The sequence below is a fragment of the Candidatus Pelagibacter sp. PS_06 genome (genome assembly GCF_059418045.1).
Window position 1 is genome coordinate 74,401 of sequence record NZ_CM182078.1, and the last position, 16,254, is coordinate 90,654.

General features: G+C 29.1%; 18 protein-coding genes. 4 read left to right on the plus strand and 14 right to left on the minus strand.

The genetic code is table 11. The features are described 5' to 3' along the window. Window positions 1-134 precede the first annotated feature (134 nt). The 4 genes from AC5SLZ_RS00390 (at window position 135) to AC5SLZ_RS00405 (ending at window position 3,782) form a co-directional block, all read left to right on the plus strand. A complete protein-coding gene (locus tag AC5SLZ_RS00390) occupies window positions 135-1,232 on the plus strand; it encodes a DNA recombination protein RmuC (RefSeq protein ID WP_028036227.1) in 1,098 nt (365 codons plus the stop codon). A 37-nt stretch (window positions 1,233-1,269) separates the two neighbouring features. After that, a complete protein-coding gene (locus AC5SLZ_RS00395) occupies window positions 1,270-1,956 on the plus strand; it encodes a hypothetical protein (protein ID WP_028036228.1) in 687 nt (228 codons plus the stop codon). Next, window positions 1,953-3,398: an exonuclease domain-containing protein gene (locus AC5SLZ_RS00400; protein WP_494615660.1), complete on the plus strand. Its 1,446-nt coding sequence runs from the start codon at window positions 1,953-1,955 to the stop codon at window positions 3,396-3,398. The genes AC5SLZ_RS00395 and AC5SLZ_RS00400 overlap by 4 nt, the downstream gene beginning before the upstream one ends. A 66-nt stretch (window positions 3,399-3,464) precedes the next feature. Further along, window positions 3,465-3,782 (plus strand): thioredoxin family protein, encoded by a 318-nt coding sequence (locus tag AC5SLZ_RS00405; protein WP_028036230.1) that lies wholly within the window; start codon window positions 3,465-3,467, stop codon window positions 3,780-3,782. On the opposite strand, the gene AC5SLZ_RS00410 is transcribed toward AC5SLZ_RS00405, so the two are convergent. Genes AC5SLZ_RS00410 through AC5SLZ_RS00475 form a run of 14 tightly spaced genes read right to left on the minus strand, consistent with a single transcriptional unit; the run spans window position 3,779 to window position 16,253 of the window. Then, complete coding sequence (locus tag AC5SLZ_RS00410) at window positions 3,779-5,047, minus strand: bifunctional folylpolyglutamate synthase/dihydrofolate synthase (RefSeq protein ID WP_494615662.1); 1,269 nt, start codon at window positions 5,045-5,047, stop codon at window positions 3,779-3,781. The genes AC5SLZ_RS00405 and AC5SLZ_RS00410 overlap by 4 nt on opposite strands. After that, window positions 5,001-5,930, minus strand: coding sequence for an acetyl-CoA carboxylase carboxyltransferase subunit beta (locus AC5SLZ_RS00415; RefSeq protein WP_028036232.1), 930 nt, complete (start codon window positions 5,928-5,930; stop codon window positions 5,001-5,003). The genes AC5SLZ_RS00410 and AC5SLZ_RS00415 overlap by 47 nt, the downstream gene beginning before the upstream one ends. Beyond that, on the minus strand, window positions 5,927-6,727 hold the full coding sequence (gene trpA, locus AC5SLZ_RS00420) for a tryptophan synthase subunit alpha (RefSeq protein WP_494615663.1): 801 nt from the start codon (window positions 6,725-6,727) through the stop codon (window positions 5,927-5,929). The genes AC5SLZ_RS00415 and trpA overlap by 4 nt, the downstream gene beginning before the upstream one ends. Beyond that, on the minus strand, window positions 6,727-7,956 hold the full coding sequence (locus AC5SLZ_RS00425) for a tryptophan synthase subunit beta (protein ID WP_494615664.1): 1,230 nt from the start codon (window positions 7,954-7,956) through the stop codon (window positions 6,727-6,729). Before AC5SLZ_RS00425 ends, trpA begins: the two co-directional genes overlap by 1 nt. Then, a complete protein-coding gene (locus AC5SLZ_RS00430; protein WP_494615665.1) occupies window positions 7,946-8,575 on the minus strand; it encodes a phosphoribosylanthranilate isomerase in 630 nt (209 codons plus the stop codon). Before AC5SLZ_RS00430 ends, AC5SLZ_RS00425 begins: the two co-directional genes overlap by 11 nt. Continuing rightward, window positions 8,572-9,264 carry an orotidine-5'-phosphate decarboxylase gene (gene pyrF, locus AC5SLZ_RS00435; RefSeq protein WP_494615667.1) on the minus strand — a complete coding sequence of 231 codons (693 nt, stop codon included), beginning with the start codon at window positions 9,262-9,264 and terminating at the stop codon, window positions 8,572-8,574. The genes AC5SLZ_RS00430 and pyrF overlap by 4 nt, the downstream gene beginning before the upstream one ends. Next, window positions 9,254-9,544 (minus strand): HU family DNA-binding protein, encoded by a 291-nt coding sequence (locus AC5SLZ_RS00440; RefSeq protein WP_028036237.1) that lies wholly within the window; start codon window positions 9,542-9,544, stop codon window positions 9,254-9,256. The genes pyrF and AC5SLZ_RS00440 overlap by 11 nt, the downstream gene beginning before the upstream one ends. 14 nt (window positions 9,545-9,558) lie before the next feature. After that, window positions 9,559-11,286, minus strand: coding sequence for a S1 RNA-binding domain-containing protein (locus AC5SLZ_RS00445; protein ID WP_494615668.1), 1,728 nt, complete (start codon window positions 11,284-11,286; stop codon window positions 9,559-9,561). After that, window positions 11,286-11,942, minus strand: coding sequence for a (d)CMP kinase (locus AC5SLZ_RS00450; RefSeq protein ID WP_494615669.1), 657 nt, complete (start codon window positions 11,940-11,942; stop codon window positions 11,286-11,288). The genes AC5SLZ_RS00445 and AC5SLZ_RS00450 overlap by 1 nt, the downstream gene beginning before the upstream one ends. Then, window positions 11,939-13,258 (minus strand): 3-phosphoshikimate 1-carboxyvinyltransferase, encoded by a 1,320-nt coding sequence (aroA, locus tag AC5SLZ_RS00455; protein ID WP_494615670.1) that lies wholly within the window; start codon window positions 13,256-13,258, stop codon window positions 11,939-11,941. Before aroA ends, AC5SLZ_RS00450 begins: the two co-directional genes overlap by 4 nt. A 5-nt stretch (window positions 13,259-13,263) precedes the next feature. After that, the gene (locus AC5SLZ_RS00460) at window positions 13,264-14,040 is read right to left on the minus strand and encodes an ATP-binding cassette domain-containing protein (RefSeq protein ID WP_028036241.1); all 777 of its coding nucleotides are present in this window, start codon (window positions 14,038-14,040) and stop codon (window positions 13,264-13,266) included. Window position 14,041: 1 nt separating this feature from the next. After that, window positions 14,042-14,677: an LPS export ABC transporter periplasmic protein LptC gene (locus AC5SLZ_RS00465; protein ID WP_494615671.1), complete on the minus strand. Its 636-nt coding sequence runs from the start codon at window positions 14,675-14,677 to the stop codon at window positions 14,042-14,044. Continuing rightward, window positions 14,677-15,642: a KpsF/GutQ family sugar-phosphate isomerase gene (locus AC5SLZ_RS00470; RefSeq protein WP_028036243.1), complete on the minus strand. Its 966-nt coding sequence runs from the start codon at window positions 15,640-15,642 to the stop codon at window positions 14,677-14,679. Before AC5SLZ_RS00470 ends, AC5SLZ_RS00465 begins: the two co-directional genes overlap by 1 nt. Next, a complete protein-coding gene (locus tag AC5SLZ_RS00475) occupies window positions 15,642-16,253 on the minus strand; it encodes a ribonuclease D (RefSeq protein WP_494615673.1) in 612 nt (203 codons plus the stop codon). Before AC5SLZ_RS00475 ends, AC5SLZ_RS00470 begins: the two co-directional genes overlap by 1 nt. Between the last annotated feature and the right edge of the window lies 1 nt (window position 16,254).

A 16,254-nucleotide genomic window follows, 5' to 3' on the forward strand; every position in this document is an offset into this window, starting at 1 on the left:
GGCAACAGCATAAATTGTGATTACCACTCCTATGACAAATATAATTTTTAATATTAAGAATAATTCCATGAGATAAGTTTTTAATAATTAAATATATTAATCATATTTTTACTATAAAATAAATTATTAGAATCATGGATATAATTTTAGTTGTTTTATTAGTGTTATTGGTAGGAATTGCTTCGTCAATTCTTTATCTAAATCTAAAATCTAAACCAAAGGATGATAATGAAAATAAGGAAGCCGAGGAGATTGCTAGCTTAAAGACTGAAATACAGAATTTAAAAGATACTTTGAATAATACTATCAATACGTCACTTGGTTCAATGTCGACTTCATTTAACAATTTATCTACTGGAGTTACTAAAGACATGACAGAGGCCTTAACCAAAGTAGACGAAAAAGTTGGAAATTTTAACCAACAAGTACAATTATTAAATCAAAGCCAAGAGGGGATCACTAAGATTTTAGCGGGAGTTAAAAAATATGGAACCCTTGCGGAGTTTAGCTTAGATGCTTTAATCAAGGATTTACTACCTGCCTCACAATTCATGACTAATGTTAAGATGAAGGAAGATACCGGTGAAAATGTTGAATTTGCAATCAAACTTCAAGGAGATGTTTTAGTTCCTGTGGATAGCCATTTTCCAGTAGAAAAATTTAAAGCAATTACCGATGGTCATGACGCGCAAGACAAAAAAGCTGTTGCAGATGCTAGAACAAAATTAGCCACTGCTTTTAAAGCTAAAGCTAAAAGTGTTAATGAAAAATATATTGTACCACCAAAAACTACAGATTTTGCAATTGTGTATGCACCAACAGAAAGTTTATATAAAGAATTAACTGAATACCAAGATCCAAGTACTAAAGAGCTATTAACTCAAGAATTAATGAAAAAACATAAGGTTGTAATCTGTGGCCCTAATACTCTTTCAGCTTACTTGCAATCTCTTCACATGGGTTTTCAATCTTTGAAAGTTCAAAAAGGTGCTACCGAAATTTATAATCACTTAAAAACAATAACATCAAGATTTGGGAAACATTTTGAAAATATAGTTTCTCTTAGAAAAAAATTAGAAGAGGCCATGTCTGTCGTAGATAAGTTTGGAACAGACGCAAGATCAATTACTAGAACACTTGAAAGTATTAAAGATCCTGAACAACTTGAAAAAGCAGTCCAAACAGAAAATGTAGAAAAATTTATTGATCGTTCAAAACAAGCAAATAATTAATTTCTTTTTTTCTAAAATAGCGAATATAAGAAATCACATGGAGTGGAATAATAAATATATTTATCCAAAATCAACTAGATCAATAGTAGATGGCTCGAGGCATTACTCTGTAAATGAAGAACGCTTGCCATCGGTTACAACAATATTAAAAGCAACTGAGTCTGAGGAAAAAAAAGCATCTCTTCAAGCTTGGAAGCAAAGAGTGGGTCAAAAGCAAGCTGAAATTATCACACGTGAAGCAAGCAGTAGAGGAAGCTCAATGCATGAATATTTGGAAAAATTTTTACTGGGTAAGTTAAATTTAGATTTACTGGGGGACAATACTAGAGAACGAATGATGGCTGATCAGATTATTGAAAATGGTTTAAGAAATAAATTGGATGAGATTTGGGGTTGTGAGGCAACATTATATTATCCAGGAAAATATGCAGGAGCCGCAGACTGTGTGGGCGTCTATGAAAATAAAGAAACCATAATTGATTTTAAACAAAGTAATAAGCCAAAAAAAGATGAATGGATTGATGATTATTATTTGCAATGTAGTGCTTATGCTTTAGCTCATAACACTGTACATGGATCTAATATTACCCAAGCTGTTATTTTGCTTTGCACAAAAGACAATATGTTTCAAAGGTTTTTAATAGATGGTGACAGATTAAAAGATTATCAAAATAAATTTTTAGAAAAAGTTGAACAATTTTATGCACAAAGGAGAGCAAATTGAATTACGTAGTATGGGATATTGAAACAGACTCTGCACAAACAGATTGGGCAACTATTATTGAAATAGGTGGAATATTATTAGACGAAAACTTCAAAGAATTAGAGCGTTTTCAAGCAAGATGTAGACTACCTCAGGATAGAGTTCCAAGTGCTACTGCACTTTGTATTAATAAATCTAATGTAGATTTATTAACTAAGGGTAATTTAAGTCACTACGAAATGTTAACCCAAGTTGAGCAAAAATTTAGAGAATGGTCACCTGCAACATTTCTAGGTTATTCAAGTATTAATTTTGATGATGAGGTAATTAGAAAAGAATTTTTTAAATCTTTAAGAAAGCCTTATTTGACAAATACTGAGGGTAATGTTCGTCATGATGCTTTAAATATAGTTAGAGCAGCATTTGCAATCGATGATGATGTTTTAAAGACAGAATTAAATCCCAAGGGAAATAAGTCAATGAAGCTAGAGTCTTTAGCGAGGTTAAATGGATTTGAATCTGCTGGAGCTCACTCTGCATTATTTGATACAGAGCTTACCGTTAAAGTTTTAGATTTAATTAAACAAAAACAACCAACACTTTGGCAAGAATATTTTAAAACAAGTAGCAAAGTAATTGTTGAGAACATGGTTAAGCAAGAAAAAATATTTACATTAAATGAGTATTTTTATGGAACAAGTCGATTGTATTTATGTGCACCACTTCACCCTAATGCTTGCATGCATCCAGTTTATAAATGGGGTCAAGCAGTAGATCTTAGAGTTGATATTGAGGCCATTCAAAAATTAAACTATGAAGATTTAAAAAAAGAGATGAAAAAATCTCCTAAGTTTTTAAGAACTATTAGATCAAATAAAGCTCCAATAATTTTAGATTCAAGTTTTGGAACGAAAGTAGAGCCTTATAGTAAACTTGATCCAAATTTGATTAAAAAAAGAGCAGAATTAGTCAAATCTAATGAAAAGTTTTCACAAGATATTTGTAATATTTTAAGAGAAGCTGCTGAAGAGAAAATGGAAACCTCTTCACAAGAAGATATAGAGCCAGAAGAGTCTATTTATTCTGGAGGATTTACCTCTGCTAAAGATCAAGCTTTATTTCCTAAATTTCATACAGTGGATTGGAAAGAAAAGTTTGCACTATTAGATAAATTTGAAGATGAAAGATTGGTTACTTTTGGTCATGGATTGATATTTAATGAGGCACCTGAAATTCTACCAAAAGAAATTCATAAAAAAATAAAACGACGTATAGCTTCAAGAATATTGAGTACTAATAAGGAGAAATGGTGGACAATTTCTGCTTTTTATTCAGAGTGTGATGAGATTAGAGAAAATGAAGATAAGTTGTTTTCATTTAAAACTGTAGATGAAAAGCTTAAATTTCTTGATGGAATTAATGATTATGTGATGAATCTAGAGCAAAAGTATTCAGACGCATAATTTAATAAATCAAAAAAATCTATTTTTGCCCATTGAATAATCAATTGAATCAATTATATCAGTAATATGCTTAATGATTTTAAAGACGACGATTTTGATAGTAAAATAAAAAACGAAGATATTTCAGTTATCCAGTTCAGTGCTGCTTGGTGTGGACCATGTAAGGCTCTTGTTCCTGTAATGACTAAGCTTTCAGACGAATATAAAGATAAAGCTGGTTTCTATTACGCAGACATCGAAGATGGTGGAATTAATACTGGAAGTGCTGCAGGAATTAGAGGTGTGCCGACAGTTATTATCTACAAAAAAGGTGTTGAAGTAGATAGAAAAGTTGGTGGAGTTCCTGAAAGCCACATGAAAGAGTTTTTAGATAAAAATATCTAATTTAAATTCAATACTTCCCCAGCAAGATAAAGTGATCCAGTAATTAGGATAATATCGTTTTCCTTGACCGGAATTGACCTAATAGCTTCCTCTACACTCTCTTTGTATTCGATATTTTTGAAGCTATTTAGCTTATCTTTAAGCTCTTTTCCTTTAATGGAGTTTGGTTGATTAGGAATATCTATGGTGGTCAAGGTTTTGACATCCTTAAAATAACTCATGTATTCATTATGATCTTTATTAGACATCATTCCTAAGATGATATGTTTGTTACAATTTAAACTTTCTAAGTATTCATTTAATACTTTTGCTCCTAAAGGATTATGAGAACCATCAACAAAAAGTTGGTGATCTTTTGCAAGTTCTTTAAGTTTACCTGATTTAATTTCCTGTAATCTTGCAATACTATTTATTTTAGTAATTCCTTGTTGAATGTGTTCATCTTTTATATAAAAATCTTTTATAGTTCTTAACGTTGCAATAGCAGTTGAGATGTTTTCTAATTGAAATTGTCCTTTAACATTTGGTATTGGTAACTTTATTCCATTTAATTGATCTTCATAATAAAAGAAATCATTTTCTTTTATTGTAAAACTGTAATCTTCATTATGAAAAAATTTATTTGAGCTGTTACTTGATATTGTTTTTTTAATACTTTCTGTAATTTGTTTAGAACTTTGTTTTGCAACTATAATATTTGAATTTAAAAGAGTTGAAGTTTTCTCATAGATAATTTTTTCAACAGTTTGCTCATTTTTAGGTAACCAATCTAAATGATCAAGTCCGATGGAAGTTACAATACTGGCTAGATTATTTTTAAGTATATTGGTCGCGTCAAACCTATGGAATAAACCAGTTTCTATCAAATTTATATTATCTGGATATTTTGCTGCTTTTAAGAAAAATGCTGCAGTTAATATTTCAAAAAAAGTAATTGGATTATTTTCATTAGCTGCTTCAATTTCTTCAAGTAAATTAGCTAACTCCTCATCACTAAGTTCCTCATTATTAAAAACAAATCTTTCGTTAATCTTTTTTATGTGTGGACTTGTGTAAATATTACATTTGATTTTTGCTTCTTTTAAAATTGCAAACATCGCTTGAATTGTTGAATATTTTGCATTAGTTCCAACAACTGAAATTGCTTTAATTTTGTCTTGAGGGTTTCCTAATCTTTGACAGAGATTTTGAATACGATCCAAACTTAGATCTATTTCTTTAGGATGCAGCTCTTGTAAGCGACTGACTATCTTCTGAAGTTTCATTTTGCTCAGAACTTATAACAGAATTTTGCTTTAACAATATTGATAATAAAGTTCCTATTTTTGATACAAGATCTTTACGTTCAACAATTAAATCAACGAAACCTGTTTTTTCAACATATTCACTTTTCTGAAATCCATCAGGTAATTCCTCTTTAACAGTTCCTTGAATAACTCTAGCGCCAGCGAATGCAATTAATGCGCCAGGTTCTGCGATATGAATATCTCCCAACATTGCATAAGAAGCTGTAATACCACCAGCAGTTGGATCTGTAATGCAAACTAGATAAGGTAAACCATTTTTCTTTAATTCATTGATTGCAAGGGTTGTTCTAGTCATTTGAGATAATGAAATTAAACTTTCCATCATTCTCATTCCGCCCCCAGCACTAATACATAAAAAAGGTGTTCTATTTTCTATCGCATGCTGAATTCCATATAAAAAAGCTTCTCCTTCAGCAGCAGCCATCGAAGCACCTAGAAAATCAAAGTCTGATGCAACAGCTGTAATTTTTATATTATTGATAGTTCCACAAGCAACCATCATTCCACATTCCATTCCTGTTTTTTTACGAGCAGCTTTTAATCTATCTTTATATGACTTTGAGTCCGTCCAATTTAATGGATCATCTTTTGGAATTGGAGTTTTAAATACTTCATAGTTATTTTTACCAAATAAAATATCAAATCTTTGGCTCGGTTTAATTCGGTGATGCTTGTTACAATCTGGGCAAACCCATAAGTTTTGTTCTAAATCTTTTTTAAGAATTGGACCTCTACAACAACTTGTCCAATCACTTTTTGCGATATCTTCTTTTGAAGCTCGTTCGTGAAAAGCAGTTTTAATCTTTTCACTTGCTTTTATTATTTTCGTAATCCAATTCATTTAATTTTATTTTTTAATCTCTTTACGATATTAGTAACATTTGTGACAAGATTTTGTCTCTTTTTAATAGAGCTTGAAATTTCTTTACAAATTGCACTTCCAACTACTAATCCATCGGCTTTTTTTAGAGATTTTATTGTTTTTTCAGTAATTCCGAATCCAATAACAATATTTTTAGATTTATTTAGATTTTTGATATTACTGTATCTTTCAAGTATTTTTTTAGGTGAAACTTTAAGCTTTCCTCCAGTAGTTGACAACATACTAATGTAATAAACCATATCATGTGAGTCTTTGATAATTTTTTTTAATCTTACAGGGGATGTTGTTGGAGAAACTAATTGGATAAAGTTAACTCCTTTTTTTTTACATTTAGCAGCAAATTTTTTATTCTCTGGATAAGGTAGATCAACTACTATTAAACCATCAACTTTTACATTCTTACATTTATCTAAAAATTTGTTTTCATTATATTGAAAGATCATATTGTAGTAACCCATCAAAATAATTGGTTTAGTTTTTTTTGATTTTTTAAAATCTTTAGCTATTGAAAAAACATCATTGATTTTAATCCCATTTTTAATTGCACGGTATGCACTAGTTTGAATTTGGCCACCATCTGCAATTGGAGTATTATGAGGAAAACCTAGTTCACAGATATCTGCATAATTAGATATTGATTTAAGAATTTCTAGTGACTTCTTTTTAGTGTTATCACCTGCAACAGTATAGGTAAGTAGGGCAGGTCTATTCTCACTTTTTGCATTTTGAAACGCTTGACTTAATAATGAAGCCATTATTTTTTACCTAATCTTTCTCTCAAAATATCTCTGTCTTTTTTTGCATCCCCACATGAATTAACAATAATAATTGTATCTTTACTTAATTTAGGTGCAATTTTAATAGCTTCTGCAAATGCATGACTAGGTTCTAAACTTGGATTTAAATTTTCATATTTTGTAACCATTACATGTGCATTAAGAGCATCTTCATCTGTTGCATAAGTGTATCTTGCTCTTTTAGTATCTTTTAAAAAACAATGAATAGGACTCACACCTGGATAATCTAATCCAGCACTAATCGACTCTGTATCATTGATTTGTCCTTCACTATTTTGACAAAGATAAGATGCTGCTCCATGTAAAATTCCAATTTTAGCATTTCGACTTAATGGTGCTGCATGAAGTTTTGATTTTTTAGGCCCACCAGCTTCAACACCAATTAATTCAATTTGGTTTCTATCATAATCAATAAATTCACTCCAAAAACCATAAGCAGAGCTTCCTCCACCAACACAGTTAATTAGTTTAATTTTATTTGGAATTTTTTTGAATTCTGATTTTAATTGTACTTTTAATTCTCTAGAGATTTGTGCGGTACTCCAACCACAAATTTTAACAAATATATTAGGTCCCACTGTACTTCCAACACACATATGAGTATTATCACAATTAGACACCCAGTATCTCATACATTCACTAACAGCATCAACTAAAGTTTGACTACCTGAGTACACCGGAACTATCTCGGCTCCATTTTTTCTCATTGCATCACAGTTAGGTTTTTGTCTCTTTATATCTTTTGCCCCCATGAATATTTTACATTTAAGGCCAAATTTTTTAGCAGCCATACTAAGCATTTTTCCTGCATAACCTGCTCCTGTATCGCCAACAATATATTTTTTGCCCATTGCTTTACAAATAAGAGCATGGACAGTTGCATTGTATATCTTATGTGCACCTCCATTAGCCTCAGCAACAACCTTTGCCCAAATTTGAGCACCACCTAAATGGTTTGTAAGATTATCAAGCTTTACGAATGAAGTAGGGGTTCCGATATAGTTTTTGAAATAAAAATCTCTTCTTTTTAAAAATTTTTTATCTTTTCTTAATTTTTTGAATTCGTTTGTTAAATCTTCTACAGGTTTTTTTAAAGTCTCAGGAATAAAGCTTCCTCCAAATTTACCACCCCAAAAACCATACTGATCGTGTTGATCAATTAAAGGAATTCCTTTTTTAAGTTTCATTTTTTACCTGCTCTACCTTGTTTAAAAATATATCAATTTTGGATTTATCTTTTACCCCAGAAGTCTCAAGACCCCCAGATATATCTATAATATCTGCTATTTTTTTATAATTTTCAAGATTATCATTCACTTGAATATTTCCTGCTATCATTAATGGTTTGTTAATCTTTATTTTTTCAATAAGTGAGTGATCAAAAGCCATACTTTTTTCATAGCCTTTACTATCAAATAAATAAATGTCAGTTACCTCAGAAAATAATTGATATTTTTCAACATCCTTTTCATCTTTTATAGTTAAAGCAGTAATAATTTTTTTATTATACTTTTGTTTAATTTCTTTTATTTCATTAGGCGCACAGTCATAAATTTGATAATAATCAAAAGGAAGATGTTTAATTTTTTCTAAAATATCTCCATCAGGTTTTACAAGAACTGCTACAAAATTAGATTTCTTTTTATCTAATGTTAATATTTTGTTTAGCTTTTTAACCCCAACATATCTTGAGCTTTTTTTATAATTACAAATGAAACCAATAAATAGAGGTGGGTGAGGGTGATTGATTATAAAATCAAGAGTATCAAGATCTGAAATCCCACAGATTTTAGATCCATTGATCATTTATTTAAGTGATCAATTAATCTTTGAGTATTTTTTTTTATATTTCCTTTTATTAACGATCTTCCCATTACAATTCCTGATACTTTATTCTTAAAAGCATCATTAGGGGTCATTACTCTTGATTGATCGTTAACATTATCTCCAGGCAATCTTATTCCAGGCGTTACAATAAATAGGTTTTTATATTTTTTTCTAACCATTTTAGCCTCTTGTGCAGAACAAACTATACCATCACATCCTGATTTTTTTATCAATCCAGCTTGTTTTAATACTAATTGCTCCACAGATTTTGTATGTCCTATTTCTTTAAGTGATCTATTATTTAAACTTGTTAAGATTGTAACAGCAAGCACTTTTAAATTTTTATTAATTGATTTAGCTTTCTTTTTAATAGCTTTTAACATCCCAAGGCCTCCATTTGCATGGACAGTTATATATTTACATTTTTTAAGATCTTTTAAACTGTCTAGGGCAGATAATGCTGTTTGTGGAATATCATTTATTTTTAAATCTAACCAAAAGTCTTTTTTAAAATTTTCTAAAAACTTTCTTCCATTTTTAGAGTAAAAAAATTGTAAGCCAAATTTTGGAACAACTTTAAGTTTATTGGTCTGTGTTTGTTTTATGATTTTTTTTATTTCACTTAAATTAGAAGTATCGCAAGCAACAAAAATATTTTTATGTTTCATTGTTTAATTTTTTAAACAAGTCTTTTGACATTTTAAAGTGAATTGTTTTCTTTTCTGGTGTGTTTACTTTCTCGCCAGTTTTAGGGTTTCTTGAGATACGAGCTTTTTGGATATTTGTTGAAAATACTCCGAAACCCCTTAGTTCAACTCGATCACCTCTTTTAAGAGCACGTTTAATTTCACTTAAAATTATATTGGTAAATTTTTCTAGGTCTTTTTTTAGAAAATTAGGATAGTTTTCGGATAGTTGTTTTAAAAGCTTTGATTTTACAATAGCCAATTTAAATCTTCTGGTTACTCTTTATCTTCTTCTTTTTTCTTTAAATCCTCAGAAAGTGATGAGAACGGCAAGTTCTTACCAGAACCTTCAGATCCATATTTATCTAAAGCTTCTTTTTTCTCAATTTCTTCTAACAGTTTGATGCTTAAAACTACTTTTCTCTTATCTATTTGAATTTCTTTTATAGCAACATCAACTTTTTCACCACCAGTCCATCTTGATGGTCGGGCATCTGGTGCATTGATGGCAATTTCTGATTTTTTTATTTGGAAGTCCATTTCACAATTCTCAGGTCTAACTGTCAAACCTTTGTTATCAGTAGAAATTACTTTCACGGTAATTGTTTGATTTTTTTCTTTATCATTAAAATAATCAAAAGGATCTGCTTGAGTCTGTCTTAAACCAACTCTAATTTTTTGTTCAGAAGCTTTTACCTCTAAAACCTTAACTTTAATTTTATCACCTTTTTTATACTTTTCTAATTCCTCTTCACCATTGTTAAGATAAGTTAAATCATTGCAGTGTAAAAATGCATCAACATCTAAGTCTTCAACTTTTACAAATATCGAGTATTCATTTTTATTCACAACTTCACCTTCAACAATTGTTCCAACAGGATATTTAGTTTCAAATGTTTCAAATGGATTGTCTTGAGTTAATCTATGTGAAATCGCAACACGTCTTTTCTCTTTATCAATTTCAGTGATTACACAGTCGATCTCATCTCCAACTTTAAACATTTTCTTAGCTGAAATATTTTTCTTAGTCCAACTTAACTCGCTTGAGTGAAGTAATGTTGTAAGTCCCGGTTCTAATTCACAGAATGCACCAAAGTCCATTAGCTTAACAACTTTGACTTTATAAATTTTATTTAACTCATAGTTTTCAATATGCTCAAAAGGATCTGGAGATAGTTGTTTTACAGAACAACCAACTTGTAGTTTTTCTTTATCTACAGTGATTACTTTCAAATCGTGTTTTTCACCAATGTTAAAAACTTCATCCGGATGATTAACTCTTGAATAAGAAATTTCTTGTAAGTGAACTAAAACATCTAACTCACCATTAACATTAAAGAAACATCCAAAAGAACTATAACCTTTAACTTCAGCACCCTTAATAATATCTCCAACTTTATATTTTTCGATAATTTTTGCTTTATCTTCTTTTTTAAATGATGAGATTATTTCTCTTCTTGAAACACAAGCATTACCTCTAACTTTGTCTAATTTGATTAAAGCAAATTTTTGAGGCTCATTCATTAAATGACTAATATCCTTTAATGGCTTATCACTAATTTGTGATCCAGGTAAAAACATTAGAGAACCAGTATCAATATGTTCAACGATACATCCACCTTTACATTTTGACGTAATTTTACCCATGATTGGTTCATTTTTATCATATGCTTCAACTAGCTTGTCCCAACCTTTAATTTTTTGAGCTTTGCTAGCAGAAACTAGCACTTCACCATGCTTATCTTCAATTTTTTCTAATAATACTGGAATAGTTTCACCAACTTTAATTTTGTCAGCTAGACCCATACTTTTTAGTTCATTTACATCAAGAACTGGTTCACTTTTTAAACCTTCAACAAATAAGAAGACAAATTTTTCAGTAATTTTATTAATTTTACCTTCTATGATTTTACCTTCTTCAATTTGAATTTTAGAGAGTTGGCTATTAAGTAATTTTTCGAATTCTTGTGATGCTGGATTTGAAAGGTCTTTGTATATTTCCATTAAGTATTAATTTTCCTGTCTATAATTTTTTTTAATTTTAAAAAACACGCTCTTTTAGTAAGTTTCGATGTATTTAGCAACACTGAATCTTTAGTTTTCTTTAAGGGCGATATTTTGCGATTATAGTCGCTTTTATCACGTTTTTGAATACTTTTTAGTACGTCTTGAAAGGAAATTTTCTTCTTAAGACTTTTTAGCTCTTTATATCTTCTAAAGGCTCTTGTTTTTACATTTGCTGTAATGAAAAATTTAAAATCAGCATCTGGCACGATATTGTAAGTTATATCTCTTCCATCAAGACACGATCCTTTATATTTTTTTGGAGGATTGTAAGCAAAATTTAATTGAAAAGAATGAACAAGTTTTCTTGTACTTTTCACTTTTGATATAATTGATGCTTCTGTTCCAACTTCATCTGATAACAAAGCTTTATTTGCAAGATCTTTTACTTTGAGAGTTTTAATTTTAGATTTGATAAAGCTATGATTAAATTTTTTAGGAAATTTAATTTTTAGGTAGGCAATCATTCTATAAATTTTTCCAGTGTCTAAATAAAAAAGATTGTAATGTTTAGATATTGCTTTTGCTAATGTTCCTGCTCCTGCAGCAGCAGGAGAGTCGATTGCAATTTTAATAATATTTTTTCTTTTAATCATAATCTTTTTAAATAATTTATTATATTCAAGAACGTAGGAAATGAAGTTTTAATAGAGTCTCTATCATGAATATTCCATGTTCCTCCAAAAACTGAGGCTGCAATTACACTTGTCATGAAAACTCGATGATCTTTAAGATAATTCTTAATAATAATTTTTTTATTAATTTTTAATTTAGGATTACCATATATCTTTATTGAGTTATCAGTTGTAATTGTTTTAATTCCCATTTTGCTCAAAATTTTCGCACCCCATTTTAATCTAGGGCTTTCTTTCTGGTTAAGCTCACCAATATCTTTAAAGTAAGAAACTCCACTTGCTTTAGCAGCAACCAAAAAAATTATTAGAAATTCATCAATGGCACCACTATTTAATTTGGATGGACAATTAATTGCTTTAAGTTTTTTTGTGCTAATAATTGAAATATCAGCTACGAGTTCACCCTTATATTTTTTTTTATTTTTAAATTGGATGTTAACCCCCATCTTTTTTAAAATAGTTATTATACCAATTCTAGATGGATTAATGTTTATGTTTTTAATTAATAATTTTGAATTATTTGATAGTGCAGTTAAAACAATAAAAAAGGCAGCGGAACTTATATCTGAAGGTATTTTGTAATTTAAAGGTTTTATTTTTTTTATTTTTTCAACTTCTATTAGATCATAATTTTTCTTCTTTTTAACTTTTAGAGGAAGCATTAGATACTTGCACAAAAGCTCGGTGTGATTTCTGCTTGGTTTGGCTTTAATAAAAGTTTTACCCTCTGTTTTCAAACCTGCTAAAATAATACTACTTTTTACTTGAGCCGAACCTTTGTTCTCTAAATAATTAACTGGCAAAGGTCTCTCGTTTCCTTTTATTGTTAAGGGCAATCCTTTATTTGTTAGTTTTATATCTGCACCAAATTTTTTTAAAGGCTCTGCAATTCTATTAAAATCTCTTTTAGACAAACTTTTGTCACCAATAATTTTTATTTTATGAGGCGTATCAATCAGTAGACCCATAATTAATCTTCCTAAAGTGCCAGAATTTTCTGAATTAATTATTATATCTTTTTTATACTTGTAGCCACTTGGTCCATTACCAATGATTGTGCAATAATTTTTTTCAAATTTTACCTTAGCACCTAGTTTTTTTACTGCGTTGATTGCAGCCAGAACATCTTCAGATAGAAGTAAATTATATGCTTTAGATTTACCTTTTGCGATTGAAGAAAATAAAACCCATCTAATACTTAAGCTTTTATCACCAGAAACAGTTATACTTTTACTAAAGTTTTTAATCGTATTCTTTACAGTGATGTGATTTGGCATAAAGTTTATTTATAATTAAATGAGTCACCAAAATAAGCACTCTTAGCATCAATATTATTCACTAATTCTTGGGGCGAACCTTCTGCCACTATTTTACAGTTGCTTAGTATCATTGCTTTATCAACACAAGCCAATAAGTCCCTTGCTTGGTGGTCACATATGCATATTGTAATATTAGACTCTTTTTGCAAATTAACGATAATTTCTTGCAACATTTTAATTGTCAAAACATCAAGTGCCGCAAAACATTCATCCAAAAGGAGAACTTTTGGGTCACTTAGTAATGATAAAGCAATAACTAATTTTTTCTTTTGTCCCCCTGACAAAAATTTAGCCTTAACATTTTTTAAATTTTCTAATTCAAATTTTGAAATAAGAGAATTTATTTTATAATCTTCATTTCCTTTATCATTTATTACAATTTCAGCGATTGCTTTTAAATTTTGATATAATGTTAGATCATTAAAATAACCACCATATTGGGGAACATAACCTATGTGAAATTTTTTCGTTCTCAAATAAATTGGGTAATCTAAAACATCTGTATTATTTAATTTAATTTTTCCACTATTTGGTTGAATAAGACCAGTTATTAAGTTGAAAATAGTACTTTTTCCAACTCCATTTGGTCCAAGCATCCCAAATATTTGACCTTCATTAATTTTAAAATTTATATTATCTAAAATTAATCTACTTCCATATGAAAGGTTTATATTTTCAAAAGAAATAATTGGGCTAGGCTTTTTGTGAGATTTAATTCTAAATTTTTTTATTAATCCCATCTTACTCCATATTCTTTATATTAACTTTTTTTTTTGAATCATACATATAAATTTTTGTATTTTTTGTTTTGATATCAAATTCAAGTACATCAGCTTTCATTGTGTTCTCTAAATTTTTGTAAACAACATTTCTTGAAATAATTAGCAAATTATCCAACATTGAAAAATCTAAATAATCACCTGTTATTATATTGTCAACATAATCTATTTTCACATTTTTCGAAAAAATGGTATCATAATTAATCGTGTTATATTTGCCATAATTGGAGGTAATTACAATTAATTCAGAATTTTTAGCTAATTTGATATTAGCTGTGACATCAGTTAGAAAAATAATATCACTATTATTTAAATCAATTTCACCCTCTTTGGCTACAAGAATATATTCGTTACCTCTTAAATCTCTTGATGTATAATTTATATCTTTAATTATATTAGAGTTGTAAATAACTTCTTCCTCAATAGCAGTCTTAGTATTAGCTGGATCAGTTGTATTTGTTGTATCTGTTGTATCTGTTGTATTTGTTATAACTGATAATAAATCATTACTTTTTTTAAAATATTGTGAATAAATAAACCAGGTAAATATTATTAAAATTAAAATTAATAATATTTTAAAAAGATTTCTTTTTTTCATCAATCAATATTTGATTGCAAAATATTATGTATATGAAGAACACCTACTGTTAAAAACTTATTTTTTTTATCATGTACACAAAGCGAGGTAATTTTTTCTTCATTCATTAGTGCCAAAGCTTTTGCTGCTAGAGATTGTTTATCTATGCTAATTGGGTTTTTTGTCATTATTTTTGCAACACTCATCTCATTTAAATTTTGTTTTTTTTCATTGTAACGTCTAATTTGACCATCAGTAATTACACCAATAGTTTTTTTTTGTTTATTTTGAACAATTAAAACTCCTAATTTTTTATTACTTAATATTTTGATGGCACTCTTCATATTTAAATTCTCTTTTACAAAAGGAATTTTGTTTCCCGTTAACATTATATCTTCAACAGTTTTTAATTGAGCTCCAAGATTGCCAGCAGGATGTATTTTTTTAAAATCAAATTTACCAAATTTTTTATACTGCATAGTCGATATTGCTAATGCATCTCCTAAAGCTAGCTGAGCCGTAGTACTTGAAGTTGGTACGATACCACCTGACTCTTTTACCTCAGGAATTATAAGCTTAATATCTGATGCTTTGTATAAAATAGATTCTCTTTTTGACATAATTCCAATCAGCATAATTTTATTTCTGTTTGCATATTGAATTATATTTTTAAGCTCACTAGTTTTACCTGAGTAGCTTATTAAAATTAAAATATCTTTTTTTGAAATACTTCCTAAATCACCATGAGACGAGTCACTTGCAGATAAATTGAAAGATGGTGTGCCGACAGAAGATAAAGTTGCAGATATTTTGGCTGCTATTAACCCACTTTTGCCCACACCACACAAAATTACTTTAGATTTACATTTTGCAATTTCGACTACAGCTTTATTAAATGAATTATCAATTTTTTTTTTTAATTTTTGTAATGCTTTAATTTCAAGATCAATTACTTTTTTTGCTAAGGGTATAAATTTTTTAGTCATTAATGGGACCAGATATCATCTTTAAATAATGCTAAGTCTAAGTTTACTCTAGTTTTCAAAAATTTTAAGCAATCCTTATAAAGATCTATTCTATTTTCTCTTTCTAATATTTTATTTAGTTCATTATGAATTTTGTGCAGGTACATTACATCATTGGCACAATATTTTAATTGTGCTGAAGAAAGTTCCCCACCAAAATCTGAACTTTGAAACTGTTTGCTTATATCAATATTAATAAATTCTTTAATTAATGTTTTTAATGAGTGGCTATCTGAGTATGATCTTGCTAATTTTGATGCAATTTTAGTATCAAGAATATTATTAGTGTCTGTTTTTAAATAGTATTTGATATGAGCCATGTCTGCTCTTCCATAATGAAATATTTTTGTAGTATTTTCATCTGCAAGTAATTTTGTTAAATTTGGAGCATTGTAATTCTTTCTATCAAATTGAATTATATGAGCGTCAGAATTTCCTGAAGATATCTGGATTAAGCAAAGAGGATCTCGTCTGACATTCAGACCCATAAATTCACCATCAACAGCTATTAGATTGCCTAAATCTAAATCTTCTGGTAAATCATTTTTGTGAAGTTGAATATTATTACTCATT